14 protein-coding genes and 1 pseudogene are annotated in these 13,635 nt (G+C 44.6%); all 15 read left to right on the forward strand.

The window, feature by feature from the left end; all coding sequences use genetic code 11:
- Positions 1-119 precede the first annotated feature (119 nt).
- The 15 genes and pseudogenes from VZF35_RS21475 (at position 120) to VZF35_RS21545 (ending at position 13,630) form a co-directional block, all read left to right on the forward strand.
- Positions 120-1,850 (forward strand): sigma 54-interacting transcriptional regulator, encoded by a 1,731-nt coding sequence (locus VZF35_RS21475; protein WP_407308352.1) that lies wholly within the window; start codon positions 120-122, stop codon positions 1,848-1,850.
- A 325-nt stretch (positions 1,851-2,175) separates the two neighbouring features.
- Entirely contained in the window at positions 2,176-3,243 is a 1,068-nt protein-coding gene (locus tag VZF35_RS21480) for a Leu/Phe/Val dehydrogenase (RefSeq protein WP_407308354.1), read from the forward strand.
- 124 nt (positions 3,244-3,367) lie between these two features.
- A complete protein-coding gene (locus tag VZF35_RS21485; RefSeq protein ID WP_407308356.1) occupies positions 3,368-4,078 on the forward strand; it encodes a hypothetical protein in 711 nt (236 codons plus the stop codon).
- Between the two features lie 15 nt (positions 4,079-4,093).
- A complete protein-coding gene (locus tag VZF35_RS21490; RefSeq protein ID WP_407308359.1) occupies positions 4,094-4,315 on the forward strand; it encodes a 4Fe-4S dicluster domain-containing protein in 222 nt (73 codons plus the stop codon).
- A complete protein-coding gene (locus VZF35_RS21495; RefSeq protein ID WP_407308361.1) occupies positions 4,308-5,381 on the forward strand; it encodes a 3-methyl-2-oxobutanoate dehydrogenase subunit VorB in 1,074 nt (357 codons plus the stop codon). Before VZF35_RS21490 ends, VZF35_RS21495 begins: the two co-directional genes overlap by 8 nt.
- Complete coding sequence (locus VZF35_RS21500) at positions 5,378-6,127, forward strand: thiamine pyrophosphate-dependent enzyme (protein ID WP_407308363.1); 750 nt, start codon at positions 5,378-5,380, stop codon at positions 6,125-6,127. Before VZF35_RS21495 ends, VZF35_RS21500 begins: the two co-directional genes overlap by 4 nt.
- The gene (locus VZF35_RS21505) at positions 6,127-6,675 is read left to right on the forward strand and encodes a 2-oxoacid:acceptor oxidoreductase family protein (protein WP_407308365.1); all 549 of its coding nucleotides are present in this window, start codon (positions 6,127-6,129) and stop codon (positions 6,673-6,675) included. Before VZF35_RS21500 ends, VZF35_RS21505 begins: the two co-directional genes overlap by 1 nt.
- Positions 6,676-6,795: 120 nt before the next feature.
- On the forward strand, positions 6,796-7,332 hold the full coding sequence (locus VZF35_RS21510) for an NUDIX domain-containing protein (RefSeq protein WP_407308367.1): 537 nt from the start codon (positions 6,796-6,798) through the stop codon (positions 7,330-7,332).
- Positions 7,332-8,501 (forward strand): hypothetical protein, encoded by a 1,170-nt coding sequence (locus tag VZF35_RS21515; RefSeq protein ID WP_407308369.1) that lies wholly within the window; start codon positions 7,332-7,334, stop codon positions 8,499-8,501. Before VZF35_RS21510 ends, VZF35_RS21515 begins: the two co-directional genes overlap by 1 nt.
- 34 nt (positions 8,502-8,535) lie before the next feature.
- Positions 8,536-9,134: pseudogene (locus tag VZF35_RS21520) on the forward strand (stage II sporulation protein M).
- A gap of 312 nt (positions 9,135-9,446) precedes the next feature.
- On the forward strand, positions 9,447-10,562 hold the full coding sequence (gene ald, locus VZF35_RS21525; RefSeq protein WP_407308372.1) for an alanine dehydrogenase: 1,116 nt from the start codon (positions 9,447-9,449) through the stop codon (positions 10,560-10,562).
- 188 nt (positions 10,563-10,750) lie between these two features.
- The gene (locus VZF35_RS21530) at positions 10,751-11,056 is read left to right on the forward strand and encodes a hypothetical protein (RefSeq protein ID WP_407308374.1); all 306 of its coding nucleotides are present in this window, start codon (positions 10,751-10,753) and stop codon (positions 11,054-11,056) included.
- Between the two features lie 149 nt (positions 11,057-11,205).
- A complete protein-coding gene (locus tag VZF35_RS21535) occupies positions 11,206-11,430 on the forward strand; it encodes a hypothetical protein (RefSeq protein ID WP_407308376.1) in 225 nt (74 codons plus the stop codon).
- An 84-nt stretch (positions 11,431-11,514) separates the two neighbouring features.
- Entirely contained in the window at positions 11,515-12,414 is a 900-nt protein-coding gene (xerD, locus tag VZF35_RS21540; RefSeq protein WP_407308379.1) for a site-specific tyrosine recombinase XerD, read from the forward strand.
- 43 nt (positions 12,415-12,457) lie between these two features.
- Complete coding sequence (locus VZF35_RS21545) at positions 12,458-13,630, forward strand: phosphopentomutase (protein WP_407308381.1); 1,173 nt, start codon at positions 12,458-12,460, stop codon at positions 13,628-13,630.
- Positions 13,631-13,635 lie beyond the last annotated feature (5 nt).

Consider the following 13,635-nt stretch of genomic DNA (forward strand, 5'->3'; position numbering starts at 1 on the left):
TTTAGTGCTTCGTCCCCAAGGGATTGCTGCAAGATATTGCAAAGCAGGATTTTGCAATTCGTTTAACGAATAAGAGGAGTACATAATGTGTATGACTGCTCCAGAGAAGGGGGATGGGCATGTTTAGACGTCGTGAGTTTGAGAGAATGGCAGCAGAAATGAATCAAGGGGTTATTGGAATCAATCTCTTAAATGAAATTGTGATCTGCAACGCTTTGGCCGCCAAATTCTTCGAGTTATCGCCTGAAGAGATACTCGGTAAAGATTTATGGCAACTTGTACCGGATGACCCTTTGCCTTATATTCGAGAGTCGCAGACGATGGAGTTTAATAGGTTTAGTCGAATAGGGAATAAAATGATCATAGCCAGTCGGATACCTTTTCAAGATGAACGAGGAAGGGTTATCGGTGCTGTTGCTTTGTTGCAAGACATGACCGAATATGAAGAACTTAAAGCTAAGGTTGTCTCGCTGCAAGAACTTAGAATTCTGCTGACTGCAATCATCGATTCCACGCAGGACGCCATATCCGTTGTTGATGAAAATGGGCTTGGGTTTCTAATTAATCAAGCCTATACTCGTTTAACGGGTTTTACGGCGGAGGAGGTCATTGGCAAACCTCCAACCGTTGATATCGCCGAAGGAGAAAGCATGCACATCCAGGTTGCTAAAACGCGCCAATCCGTTAAAGGAGTTTTGATGAAGGTTGGGCCAAAACGGAGAGAAGTCATCGTCAATGTTGCTCCGATTATGATATCGGGACAGTTTCGAGGAACTGTGGGTGTGCTTCATGATATTTCCGAAATTCATAAACTCTCAGAAGAATTAGAAAGAGCGAAACGAATCATTCGTCATTTAGAGGCGAAATATACGTTTAGTGACATCATAGGCGAAAGCGAGGCGATCAAGGCAACGATTGGTCAAGCGGGACGTGCGGCCGTGACCCCGGCTACAGTCTTGCTGCGAGGGGAGAGCGGTACGGGCAAGGAACTATTTGCCCATGCGATTCACCGCTCGAGCGACCGTCAAAGAGGCCAATTTATACGGGTGAACTGCGCAGCGCTAGCCGATAATTTGCTGGAGAGTGAGTTGTTTGGTTATGTTGAAGGAGCTTTTACCGGAGCAAAACGCGGAGGGAAAATTGGCCTTTTCGAAGAGGCCAATGGAGGGACTATTTTTCTTGATGAGATTGGAGAAATTAGTTTAAATTTACAAGCTAAACTTTTACGGGTTCTTCAAGAACGGGAAATTGTCAAAGTCGGAGATAATCGGCCGTTTAATGTAGATGTCCGCGTCATTGCAGCCACCAACGCCAATCTTGAGGCCGAACTGCGGGCAGGAAGGTTTCGGGAGGATTTGTATTATCGCTTAAACGTTGTTCCGGTAATTATTCCGCCTCTTAGACAAAGAAGAGAAGACATTCCCTTGCTGGTTCACCATCTTATTGCAAGTTTTAATCAGGAATACGGCCGATGTGTGGAGCGAATCAATCAAGAAGCTTTGCAAATTTTGATTGGCTATCATTGGCCGGGAAATGTACGTGAACTGGAAAATATTTTAGGTCGGGCAATCATTAATATGCGAATCAATGAAACGATCATAGAATCCCATCATTTGCCGGTTTTGGCTCTTCCCGACGTGAATTCTTCAGAATCTCGTTTTCTCGATGTTCCCCATCTTTCCTCATCAGAGGAAGAAGGCGGATTCGAAGCGTTACAAAGACAATGGGAACGTGACTTGCTTCTTGCTACCCTGCAAAGAACTGAAGGAAACAAAACGAGGGCCGCCAAACAATTAAAGATGTCAATCCGGAATTTTTATTATAAGCTCGAACGACATGCTCTAATCTAGCATTCTGATTTCAATACAAACCAATTTGAAGATATAAACTCAAAAGGCGAATAATGTATCTGCAAATAACTGCATATATCATATGAAAATTCATGCTTGCTTATTTTTGCAAGCATGAATTATTTTGCAGCCTAATAATTTATCCAAGCGATCTCAAGGTTCTCTTGCAGCTGTTAAAAGGATACCTTAAAAGGCTGTAAAATCAAGAAATCAGGACACACAGCTCCTCGCCTTAAAATTAATAACATTCAGGGAATTCTGGCACTCTTATTGCAAGTTAATTTTAGCAGAGATGCTCTTCAAAATGACCTAAGGAGGAACGACAGTGAAAATTTTAGAATACTTAGAAAACTATGATTATGAGCAATTGGTGATTTGTCAGGATCGGACATCGGGTTTAAAAGCAATCATTTGCATTCATGACACAACCTTAGGGCCGGCACTTGGGGGAACCCGGATGTGGAATTACGCTAGTGAAGAAGAGGCGATTCTTGATGCCTTGCGACTTGCTCGAGGGATGACGTATAAAAACGCTGCGGCTGGTTTAAATCTTGGCGGTGGGAAAACGGTGATCATCGGAGATTCCCGTACTCAAAAAAGCGAAGAATTATTCCGTGCCTTTGGACGATATGTGCAATCTTTAAACGGAAGATATATCACGGCAGAAGATGTGGGTACGACAGTACGTGATATGGATTGGGTACATCTTGAGACTGAGTTTGTAACAGGAGCCTCTTCTTCTGGAGCTTCCGGTGATCCTTCTCCGATGACTGCACGGGGAGTTTGGAGGGGGATGAAAGCTGCTGCTAAAGAGGCCTTTGGGGATGATTCTCTTCGAGGAAAAACAATTGCTATCCAGGGATTGGGACATGTCGGCTACTGCTTAGCCAAGCATTTACACGAAGAAGGTGCCAAACTTATCGTCACAGACATTCACGAAGATGCTATAAAACACTTGATCAATGAAATGGAAGCCGTCGTTGTGCGCCCTGAAGAAATTTTTGGAGTTGAGGCTGATATTTATGCCCCTTGCGCGATGGGTGCAGTAATTAATGATGAAACCATACCTCAGTTTAAGTTTAAAGTAATCGCTGGAGCAGCAAATAATGTACTACAGGAAGAACGCCATGGGGATAAGCTTCATGACCTAGGGATTCTTTATGCACCGGACTATGTTATTAACTCAGGCGGCGTCATAAACGTTGCTGATGAGTTGGAAGGATATGATTATCAAAGAGCTTTGCAAAAGGTTGAAATGGTCTATGATAACGTTGCTAAGGTTCTGCAAATCGCTAAACAAATGAACATTCCCACCTATAAGGCTGCCGATCGAATGGCTGAGCAAAGGATCGAGCGCTTGGGACAAATTCGTTCCAATTATTTAAGAAAATAGTTAACTTATTCAATGAAACTGAAATAGATAAAATGAAATCGGTAAAAGAAAGGGTGCCGTACCTGGTCATGGGATGGCACCTCTTTACACTCGTGGAACTCTTGTGGGAAGGAGGGGGAGAACTTTGGTACAGATAGAAATATACACGGGCCATTTTGGCAGCGGTAAGACAGAGGTTGTTCTTAACCGCGCCTTGGCATATTCAAGGCAAGGAGAAACCGTTCATTTGGTGGATTTGGATATTGTAAAACCTTATTTTCGCTCGCGAGAAGTTCATCACCTTCTTCAGGAAGCGGGAATACACTTAATTACGCCCGGTGGGGATTTGGAAAATGCCGATCTGCCTGTCATGAGTCCTAAAGTTTTAGGTACACTGACGAGTGCTCAGGGAAAAATATTGTTCGATGTCGGAGGAGACCCCATGGGGGCTACAGCTCTGGGTGCCTTTGCCCAATTACTTAAAAACAAGACCTATGAAATGTTTCTGGTACTAAATCCTTTTCGGCCCTTTACAAGGGACAGAACTTCTGTTGAGAAGATGCAAGAAGAGATAGAAGCTGTTTCTCACCTGAAGATGACTGGTATCATTAGTAATCCGAACCTTGGAAAGCTGACGTCCCCTGAAGACTTGAACTGTGGTCTTTTGGCTGTTCGGAAGATGGCTGAAGCGCTGGGGCTGCCCATTGTGCTGACCTCCATAACAGAGAACCATGCCGCGGATTTTGCTTCTTCTATTGAGGGGCCTGTGTTAAAACTAAGAACTTACCTTCTTCCTCCTTGGGAACAGGAAGAAGGGCAAGTTTTTCAGATTGGATCGTCTTTGAAGATGTCGTAAAAGGAGGGATTTTAAATGCTGAAAGTTGAGTTTGATGAAGACCGGTGCAAAGGTTGTGAACTCTGTATGGATGCTTGTCCAAAGCATCTTGTAAGTATGGCAGAGCATTTAAATAGTATGGGTTTTCATCCTGCAGCCGTTCGCGATCAGGAAAAATGTATTTCCTGCGGTTTTTGTGCAAGGATGTGTCCGGATGTTGTAATTACCGTGCGAAAGGAGGAAAAAGGGAATGGGTAAAGTGCTCATGAAAGGAAATGAAGCATTGGGAGAAGCGGCGGTTCGTGCTGGCTGTCGTTTCTTTTTTGGATACCCAATTACCCCGCAAAATGAGATCCCTCATTATTTGGCAAAACGTCTTCCTGAGGTAGGCGGGGTATTTGTTCAAGCTGAGTCGGAAATTGCGGCCATTAATATGGTTTATGGTGCTGCTGGAAGCGGAGCACGAGTTATGACCTCTTCGTCAGGTCCGGGAATAAGCCTTAAACAAGAAGGAATAACTTATATCGCAGGCGCGGAACTACCTTGTGTTATCGTCAACATGCAGCGGGGAGGGCCAGGCCTTGGCGGTATTCAACCAGCTCAGTCCGATTATTTTCAAGCGGTCAAGGGCGGCGGGCATGGAGATTATAAACTGCTCGTTTTAGCCCCGGCAACTATACAAGAAATGGTGGATTTGATGGGGAGGGCCTTTGCTTTAGCGGATGAATACCGCAACCCTGTGATGATTTTAGGAGATGGGATTCTCGGTCAAATGATGGAAGCTGTTGAATTACCGGCCGAAGGTGAGATTCCGGAAATTCCTCCAAAGCCTTGGGCCACCACTGGAGCTGAGGGGAGAAGTCCCAACCTTATCAATTCCTTGTTTCTGGATCCGAGTGACTTGGAAAAACATAATCTCCATCTGCAAGAAAAATATCGACGGATGAGTAAAGAAGCTCTTTGGGAAAATTATAAAACGGATGATGCTGAATTAGTGATTGTTGGTTATGGCTCTTCAGCTCGGGTAGCCAAAGCGGTCGTGGATCAAGCAAGAGCCCTGGGTTTAAAAGTCGGGCTATTCCGTCCCATCACGTTATTTCCTTTTCCTAAACATGCGTTACAAGAGGCCTGTCAGCAGGCAAGTCACGTTTTAACCGTTGAGATGAGCCTGGGACAGCTCGTTGAGGACGTGCGTTATAATTTAGAGTTTAAAGTGCCTGTCCATTTTTATGGACGTGTCGGTGGCATGGTTCCGACAACCCGTGCTGTCCTGGAAGAGGTTAAGCGTTGGTTGAACATTGAACAGAGGAGGGGAGAAGTATGATGACTGTTTTTGAACGCCCGAAGTCACTAACCCCTGCTAAGACTCACTATTGTCCTGGATGCACCCATGGAATTATTCATCGTCTTATTGCCGAAGTGATTGATGAACTGGGGGTCCGTGAAAAAACGATTGGAGTTTCTCCGGTAGGATGCTCTGTTCTGGCCTATAACTATTTTAATCTAGACATGCAGCAAGCCGCCCACGGCAGGGCTCCTGCAGTGGCGACGGGAATTAAACGGGTCAATCAAGATAAAATAGTCTTTACCTATCAGGGTGATGGTGATCTTGCTTCCATCGGAACCGCTGAAATCATCCATGCTGCGACGAGAGGAGAAAAGTTTACCACAGTCTTTGTTAATAATGCGATTTACGGAATGACAGGGGGACAAATGGCTCCAACTACGATCCTCGAACAAGTGAGTCAGACCTCTCCTCTAGGGAGAGATCCTTTAACCCAAGGCTATCCTATTCGAATGTCGGAAATGCTGGCTACGATCGAGGGCGCTGCCTATATTGCCCGTGTCTCTGTCCACAACCCGCAGGAAGTTCTCAAGGCCAAAAAGGCCATAAAGACAGCGTTTGAACTTCAAATCGCTGGACGGGGGTTTACTTTGGTTGAAGTTTTATCGACCTGTCCAACCAACTGGGGTTACACTCCTAAGGAAGCGTTAAAATGGTTAGTTGATAAAATGATTCCCGTTTATCCGCTTGGCGTTAAAAAAACGCTCGAGGAGGGGAAAATCTGATGCTGCAAGAAATCATCCTGGCTGGTTTCGGTGGGCAAGGGGTTATGTCCATGGGACAACTACTGGCGTATGCAGGCCTCGAGGAGGATAAGTTTGTTAGTTGGATTCCTTCTTACGGTCCGGAAATGAGAGGAGGGACTGCTAATTGTTCGGTTACCATATCTGATCAAGAGGTCAGTTCTCCAATTATTACGGAACCGAATACCTTAATAGTTCTAAATCGTCCATCCCTGGAGAAGTTTGAAAGGGATGTCCAACCTAATGGATGGATACTTCTCAATTCGTCGCTCATCGATCTGGAGCCGCGCCGCCAAGATCTAAATGTCTTGAAAATTCCGGCTATGGACATCGCCAGTGAAACATTAAATAATACCCGTGTCGCCAATATGATTATTCTCGGGGCATTTGTTCAGTTAACGTCCGCTGTGTCTCTGGAATCAGTCATAGGCGCGCTGAAAAAGGTTCTGCCAGAGTATCGCCACCATCTGATTCCGCTTAATCGCCAAGCTTTGGAGTTGGGAATAGAGTTAGCCTTAAATGCTTTTTAGCATTGAAGCATAGCCTTGGAAAAGCAGTTAGTCATTTTGATTAGCTGCTTTTTAATGTGCTGTATTTGGGGGTGCAATTGGAGTAAACTATCACTAGATGATCTGAAAGAAGGGTTGCTCATGAACGATAAGCTAAAATTGTCTGAAACACGGATCCGGGGAGAGGTGCTCTTTGAAGGTCGTATGCTGCGGCTGGAACGGGATATAGTACGTCTGCCGAATGGGGCGGAGGCATCACGCGAAGTGATCAGACACCCGGGGGCAGTTGCAATTATAGCTTTGCAGGATCAGGAGGTTCTCTTGGTTCGACAATATCGCTACGCCATAGGCAGAGAAACTTTAGAAATCCCTGCAGGAAAAATCGACCCTCAAGAATCACCTTTGTCGTGTGCGGTTCGCGAACTCCGCGAAGAAACAGGGTACAGTGGGGTTATGGAACTTATAGGAACCTTTTACACAACTCCGGGTTTCACAGACGAAGTGATGCACATCTTTCTGGCACGGGATTTGGTCTGGGATCCTTTAGAGACGGACGATGATGAGTTTCTAGCCGTGGAGAAAATTCCTTGGAATGAGGCTCTTAGACGTGCCCAACAAAATGAGTTTATTGATGCTAAGACCATTCTTGGAATTCTACTCGTCCAGGGGAAGATTTAATGATTTATGCAGATCTACATATACATATCGGGCAAAGTTTGGATGGAAAAGCAGTCAAAATCACCGCCTCCAAATCCTTGACGCTGCCCAATATTCTGGAAGTCGCTCGTGATATTAAAGGGCTGAACCTTATCGGGATCGTAGACGCTCATTCTTTAGGTGTTCGGCAGGATTTCAAAACTCTGTTGGCCTCTGGCCGGCTTCGTTCATTAGCGGAGGGTGGATATGCTTCAGGTAGTTTAACAATCATTCCTGGCCACGAAATCGAATTGTCAATAGGCGATGGGAATGCTCATTTCTTGGCCTATTTTCCTTCTCTTGAACACGTTGAAAAATATGTCCAAGAGTTAAGAACAACTACAAAAAATTGGCAGCTTAGTACCCAAAAGGGACATGTTTCTATTGATAGGTGGATAGAGGCTGTCTATAAGGCGGAAGGAATATGGTTCCCGGCCCATGCTTTTACTCCTCACAAGGGTATCTATGGAAATTGCTGCCGCCGCCTGAGTGATGTTTTATCAATCTTGCCTCAAGCTTTGGAAATCGGACTAAGTGCTGATCGAGCAATGGCACAGAGTATTAATGAACTAAAGTCGGTAGTTTTGTTTAGCAATTCTGATGCCCATTCTCTGCCGAATATTGCCCGAGAATACAATTCTTTGACAGGTGTTAATTCTTCTTTTGGGGGACTGAGGGATATATTGCGGGAGAACACTAAAAAGGCTGTACGAAATTATGGGTTGCCCCCTAAAGTGGGTAAATATCATCGGACGTATTGTTTGAGCTGTGAACGTATAGTCACGGCCTCTCCGCCGCAATTATCCTGTCCGGCATGTGGAAGTCAACACGTTGTAATGGGGGTCTTGGATCGCTTGATAAGCATTGCTGATAACGAAATAGAGGATTGTGATCCCTCCGGCTATGTATATCAGGTTCCACTTCAGCGGCTTCCGGGAATTGGGCCTAAAATGTATCAGAGATTGTTGAAGTGTTTCGGAACTGAAATGGCTATTCTGCATAATGTGCCCGAAGAAGACCTGCTCCCTATAGCCGGAGAAAAAGTAACTTACTGGATCTTGCAGGCTCGAGGTAATGCATTGACCTTTCTTTCTGGCGGCGGGGGTGTATTTGGCAGAGTTGTGGACATACTTTCCCCTAAAGAGGAATAAAATTCCATAGGATGGAATGGGAAGGGGAATAGGTATGTGGAAACAATTGGCTGAACATATTCGTAAATACTGGGTAATCTACCTGACACTTTCGAGCGTCTATTTAGCGGGTGTGGTGTTTGGCGCGTTGGGAGTTAAGGCCTTGGGAGATTCAGCAACGTCTCAATTAGGGAAATTTCTGGATACACTTTTAAAAAACCAACCAGTGAGTTTAAATCCAACATTTCTTGGACAATTGGCCAGAGATATGTTTATAGTAATGGCAGGAATCTGGATCTTAGGACTTACCATTATAGGAGCTCCTTTAATTTACCTTATCGTTTTCACGCGAGGTTTTATTCTTGGATTTACGGTTAGTTTTATTATTGGTCTCAAAGGAATGTTGGGCCTTGGCTTAATTTTAACCTCCGTATTCATTCCGGCGCTTTTAGGAGCTCCGTTGCTGCTTCTAGGTGCTGGTCTAGCAACAATCTTTTCATTCCTGTTGCTCAGGGGAAAGCTAGAGGGGAATCTTTGCGCAGAGAATTCTTGTATTACACAGTGGCAGCCGCTTTTGTTTCTCTTGGCGCAGTTTTTGTGGGCGTGACACAGGGATATCTTTCAGTATTAGGTGTTCGTGTTTTTGGTTTGTAAGAAAAGAATATTATCAGTGTTTAGTAGAGAATGATTTGCGTCCTAAACCCTTATAATGAGAGGAAAAAGTGCAATATTATGCACTGCATAAATCTGCATGCATATTCATGCAGATTTAAATGAGGGTTTTGGGGTATAACTAGGGTTGCTTGGCTTTCCAGAAAGCTTGATTATTCAAACAAATCCCTTCTGAAGAGCTCTCGGGCGCTAAATATTAATCTGCTTGCTTCTGGCACAATATTTGCATTATAATAGCAAAAGCAAGGATCAATGATAATGATTAAGATTAAGATTAAGATGGAGGTTTGCATTATGCTGATTGGAGTACCGAAAGAGATTAAAAACAATGAAAACCGTGTAGCTATTACACCCGCAGGTGTCCATGCTTTTACTCTGACTGGGCATCAGGTAGTTGTGGAAAAGTCCGCCGGTGAAGGCAGTGGAATTACCGACGAAGAGTATGTTGCGGCTGGTGCCCAAATTTTAGATTCTGCGGCCGATGTCTGGAATGCGGATATGATTATTAAAGTCAAGGAGCCATTGGCTCCTGAATATGATTATTTCAAGCCGGGACAGATTTTGTTTACTTACTTGCATTTGGCCAATGAACTGGAATTAACCAAAGCACTCATGGAGAAACAGGTCGTTGGAATTGCTTATGAGACGATTCAGTTAGACAATGGCTCCTTGCCTCTGCTTGTTCCCATGAGTGAAGTGGCTGGACGTATGTCAATCCAAATCGGTGCACAATTCTTGGAGAAGCATTATGGCGGAAAAGGAACGTTGCTCGGAGGAGTTCCTGGAGTGTCGCCAGCCAAAGTTACAATTATTGGTGGAGGAATTGTTGGGACGAACGCAGCTAAAATGGCGGTCGGACTTGGCGCTAATGTCATTCTGATTGAAAAGAGCGCGCAGCGGCTCCGGGAAATTGATGATCTTTTTAACGGTCGGGTTAAAACTCTCATGTCTAATCCATATAATATTGCTGCCAGTGTCGCCAGGGCAGATCTATTAGTTGGAGCGGTGCTCATTCCTGGTGCCCGCGCCCCGCATCTCGTCACAGAAGAGATGGTAAAAGCTATGACACCGGGAAGCGTAATCGTTGACGTGGCTATTGATCAGGGCGGAAGTATCGCTACGATCGATCGTGTCACGACGCATAGCGATCCTGTCTATATCAAACATGGAGTAGTGCATTATTCTGTAGCGAATATGCCTGGAGCCGTGGCCAGGACATCAACATTTGCTTTAACCAACGTTACTATGGGTTATGCGCTGGACATTGCCAACAAAGGGTATTTTAAAGCAATTCAAGAAAATCGCTCCTTACGCAAAGGAATTAATGTCATTAACGGCAAATTAACGTATAAAGCTGTAGCCGAGTCTTTGAATATTATGTATACGCCATTAGAAGAAGCTTTGCTCTAGTCCATTAGAGTGATGGTTTACAGATATAGTCTTTGAAACGTAATTTGTATGAGTGGAATTCGTTCAGCGAGTTCCACTCTTTTTATTGAGGCTTCTGGAGAGGCCAACTTTCACTCAATAGTTATAGGAATATAATGGAAATGTAAAGCTTTACTGAAATTTTATGAGTCAACAAGGAGTGAAAGGCATTGTATCATACTCATACGCAGATGGTTCCTATATATGGACATTATCCGAATCAGGTGCATTGGTATCCTATAAATTATATGGGAGGGTACGAACCCGCCTGGTGGGAACGATTTGAAGAACAGTTTGAACCCCGTTGGATCAAAACCATGGAAAAACGCCTTGGCTTTTTGCCGGGTAGGGAACCGCTTTGGTGGGAACTCTTTGAAGAAAATTTTGAACCTGCTTGGTTACAGCGGCTGGAACGTAAAATGGGAATTCCCCAACCCTTTAATCCACGTTATGATCTGCCAAGAAGGCATTATTAAGCAACTAGGAAATAATTGTTCGCTAGTTTCAAGGATTTATGTCTTTAAAATTATCATGAATTGGGACCGAGTAAAACTAACGGTCCTTACTTTTTTGGGGATAAGGACAATCGGGAGATGCATAGGCTTTAAGGATAGGGGGTAGAGTTATGTCGAAGAAACGTTGGAGAGATTTTTTCTTGTATTTGGGAAGGGTATTTCTCCTCCTGATTATCCTTGCTATGCTGCTGCCGAGATTAGCAGTTGTATGTAATATTTGGATTTCGTCATTTCTGCATGATGATCACAAACCGATGGGTAACCCCATGCGGGTTGAGGCACCAGGTTGGACTAAGTCTGTACTGCAATTGTTTCCGATTTCCCAGAAAGAGTGATAATTTTCCACAGAACATAGGGCGAACAAGGAAAAGCACCTATCTATGTAGAATTGAAAAACGTAGTTTAAAAGGGGGGATTCTATGACCTCCATGGAGCGGCTATTGAAGCAGTACTTAACATTTCTGCATGTCGAACGAGGGCTTTCCCTGAACACCCGACAGTCGTATGAACGTGATTTACGGCAGCTTTTGGTTTTCCTTGAGCAGAGGGGAACTGATGTTATCAGCTGCGAGTCCAATGACCTCTTCTTATTCCTTTTTCAGTGGAAAGAACAGGGTAAATCCCCTCGAAGCATTGCTAGGTGCAACGCAACCTTGCGAGGATTTTTTGCGTTTTTATTGGATGAAGGACAGCGAAACGACAATCCAAGTACGTATCTCGTGACGCCGAAGTTAAATCAATCTCTTCCGAAAGTGTTGTCCGAAAAGACAATGGATACACTATTAACAACAAGTGAAGACTCCGATTCCAGTTTGCGAGATTTAGCAATGCTGGAAATTCTCTATGGAAGTGGATTGCGGGTTTCTGAATTAATAAATCTCCAAGTTAGCGATGTATCGCTGGACGTAGGGTATATCCGATGCCTCGGCAAAGGAAGTAAGGAGCGGATAGTGCCCTTAGGAGAGCCCGCGATACGGGCGGTTAAGAGTTATATCAGCGGACCAAGAAAGCGTTTATGCGGAAAGAAAACGACGGATATCTTATTTTTAAATGCCCATGGATCTCCTCTGACTCGTCAAGGAGTGACCTTTATTCTCAAAAAATGGGGAGCATCTCATGATGTTAAAAGAGCAATTTCTCCCCATATGTTCCGGCATAGTTTTGCAACCCATCTTCTGGATCATGGTGCTGATTTACGTTCAGTCCAAGAATTATTAGGACATGCAGACATTGCCACGACTCAAATTTACACTCATTTGACAAGGAAACGCCTGTTAGATGTCTTTAATAAATCACACCCCCGTGCTGATGGATCATAGCAAGTTATTGATTAATGGGATGAATGCTTGAGGAGGTTAGACTATGACACGTAGTATTATTATTGTCTTAGATAGTGTCGGCATCGGAGAAATGCCGGATGCAGGTAAGTATGGAGATGTGGGAAGCCACACTCTGGGCAATATAGCTAAGTACATTGGAGGATTGGAGCTTCCCAATCTTGCCAAGCTGGGTTTGGGCAACATCGACAAGATCCAAGGGGTTCAGGCTCAGGCGGAGCCTATAGGAAGTTATGGCAAAATGGCAGAGGCTTCGTTGGGAAAGGACACAACCAGCGGGCATTGGGAAATAGCTGGAGTCATTTTAGATAAGGCGCTCCCGACGTTTCCGCAAGGCTTTCCTCAAGAGTTTATCAGGCGCTACGAGCAGGCTATCGGCCGAGGCGTGATTGGGAATGAAGTGGCCTCAGGAACTGAAATTATCCAGCGTTTGGGAGAAGAACATGTGAGAACGGGTAAACCGATTGTGTACACTTCCGCTGATTCGGTCTTTCAAGTTGCTGCCCATGAAGACGTCATACCGCTGCAGGAACTTATGCGTTTTTGCCGGCTTGCCCGTGAGCTGTTAACGGATGAGTTACAGGTGGGTAGGGTCATTGCCCGGCCATTTTTAGGACAAGCCGGCCAGTTTTATCGCACCCCTAATCGTCATGATTTCGCCCTGGAACCTCCTGGCAAAACCTTATTAGATTATATTACGGATCATGGCCTCGCAGTTAATGCGGTCGGAAAAATTCGTGATATCTATGCAGGCAGGGGAATTACGGATTTTATACCGACAAAGAACAACATGGAGGGTGTCGATAAGACCTTAGAGTACATGACAACAACCAGCGGAGGTCTGATTATGGCCAATCTTGTGGATTTTGATATGGTATATGGCCACCGCAATAATGTGCAAGGGTACGCTGAGGCTCTGCAGGCTTTTGATCAACGTCTGCCAGAACTATTATCACGTCTGCGTCCCGACGATTTGCTGATCATTACCGCCGATCATGGTTGCGATCCAACGACGCAGGGAACAGATCACACCCGGGAATATGTTCCTCTGCTTGCTTATGGTCACAAGATAAAAAATGGCGTAAATTTAGGTGTAAGATCGACCTTTGCCGATTTAGGTGCGACTGTCGCGGAGTATTTAGAGGTCGAACCTCTGTCCGTTGGAACGAGTTTTTGGCCTGAAATACGAAAAGATTAAGGTGA

The sequence above is a fragment of the Desulfosporosinus paludis genome (assembly GCF_045689965.1).
Taxonomy (GTDB): Bacteria; Bacillota; Desulfitobacteriia; order Desulfitobacteriales; family Desulfitobacteriaceae; genus Desulfosporosinus; species Desulfosporosinus paludis.

Bases quoted from the DNA above. Each gene is read 5' to 3' on its own strand.
- VZF35_RS21545 (WP_407308381.1), top strand. From the start codon at position 12,458: ATGACACGTAGTATTATTATTGTCTTAGATAGTGTCGGCATCGGAGAA.
- xerD (WP_407308379.1), top strand. From the start codon at position 11,515: ATGACCTCCATGGAGCGGCTATTGAAGCAGTACTTAACATTTCTGCAT.
- ald (WP_407308372.1), top strand. From the start codon at position 9,447: ATGCTGATTGGAGTACCGAAAGAGATTAAAAACAATGAAAACCGTGTA.
- VZF35_RS21510 (WP_407308367.1), top strand. From the start codon at position 6,796: ATGAACGATAAGCTAAAATTGTCTGAAACACGGATCCGGGGAGAGGTG.
- VZF35_RS21495 (WP_407308361.1), top strand. From the start codon at position 4,308: ATGGGTAAAGTGCTCATGAAAGGAAATGAAGCATTGGGAGAAGCGGCG.
- VZF35_RS21500 (WP_407308363.1), top strand. From the start codon at position 5,378: ATGATGACTGTTTTTGAACGCCCGAAGTCACTAACCCCTGCTAAGACT.
- VZF35_RS21515 (WP_407308369.1), top strand. From the start codon at position 7,332: ATGATTTATGCAGATCTACATATACATATCGGGCAAAGTTTGGATGGA.
- VZF35_RS21535 (WP_407308376.1), top strand. From the start codon at position 11,206: ATGTCGAAGAAACGTTGGAGAGATTTTTTCTTGTATTTGGGAAGGGTA.
- VZF35_RS21475 (WP_407308352.1), top strand. From the start codon at position 120: ATGTTTAGACGTCGTGAGTTTGAGAGAATGGCAGCAGAAATGAATCAA.
- VZF35_RS21505 (WP_407308365.1), top strand. From the start codon at position 6,127: ATGCTGCAAGAAATCATCCTGGCTGGTTTCGGTGGGCAAGGGGTTATG.
- VZF35_RS21490 (WP_407308359.1), top strand. From the start codon at position 4,094: ATGCTGAAAGTTGAGTTTGATGAAGACCGGTGCAAAGGTTGTGAACTC.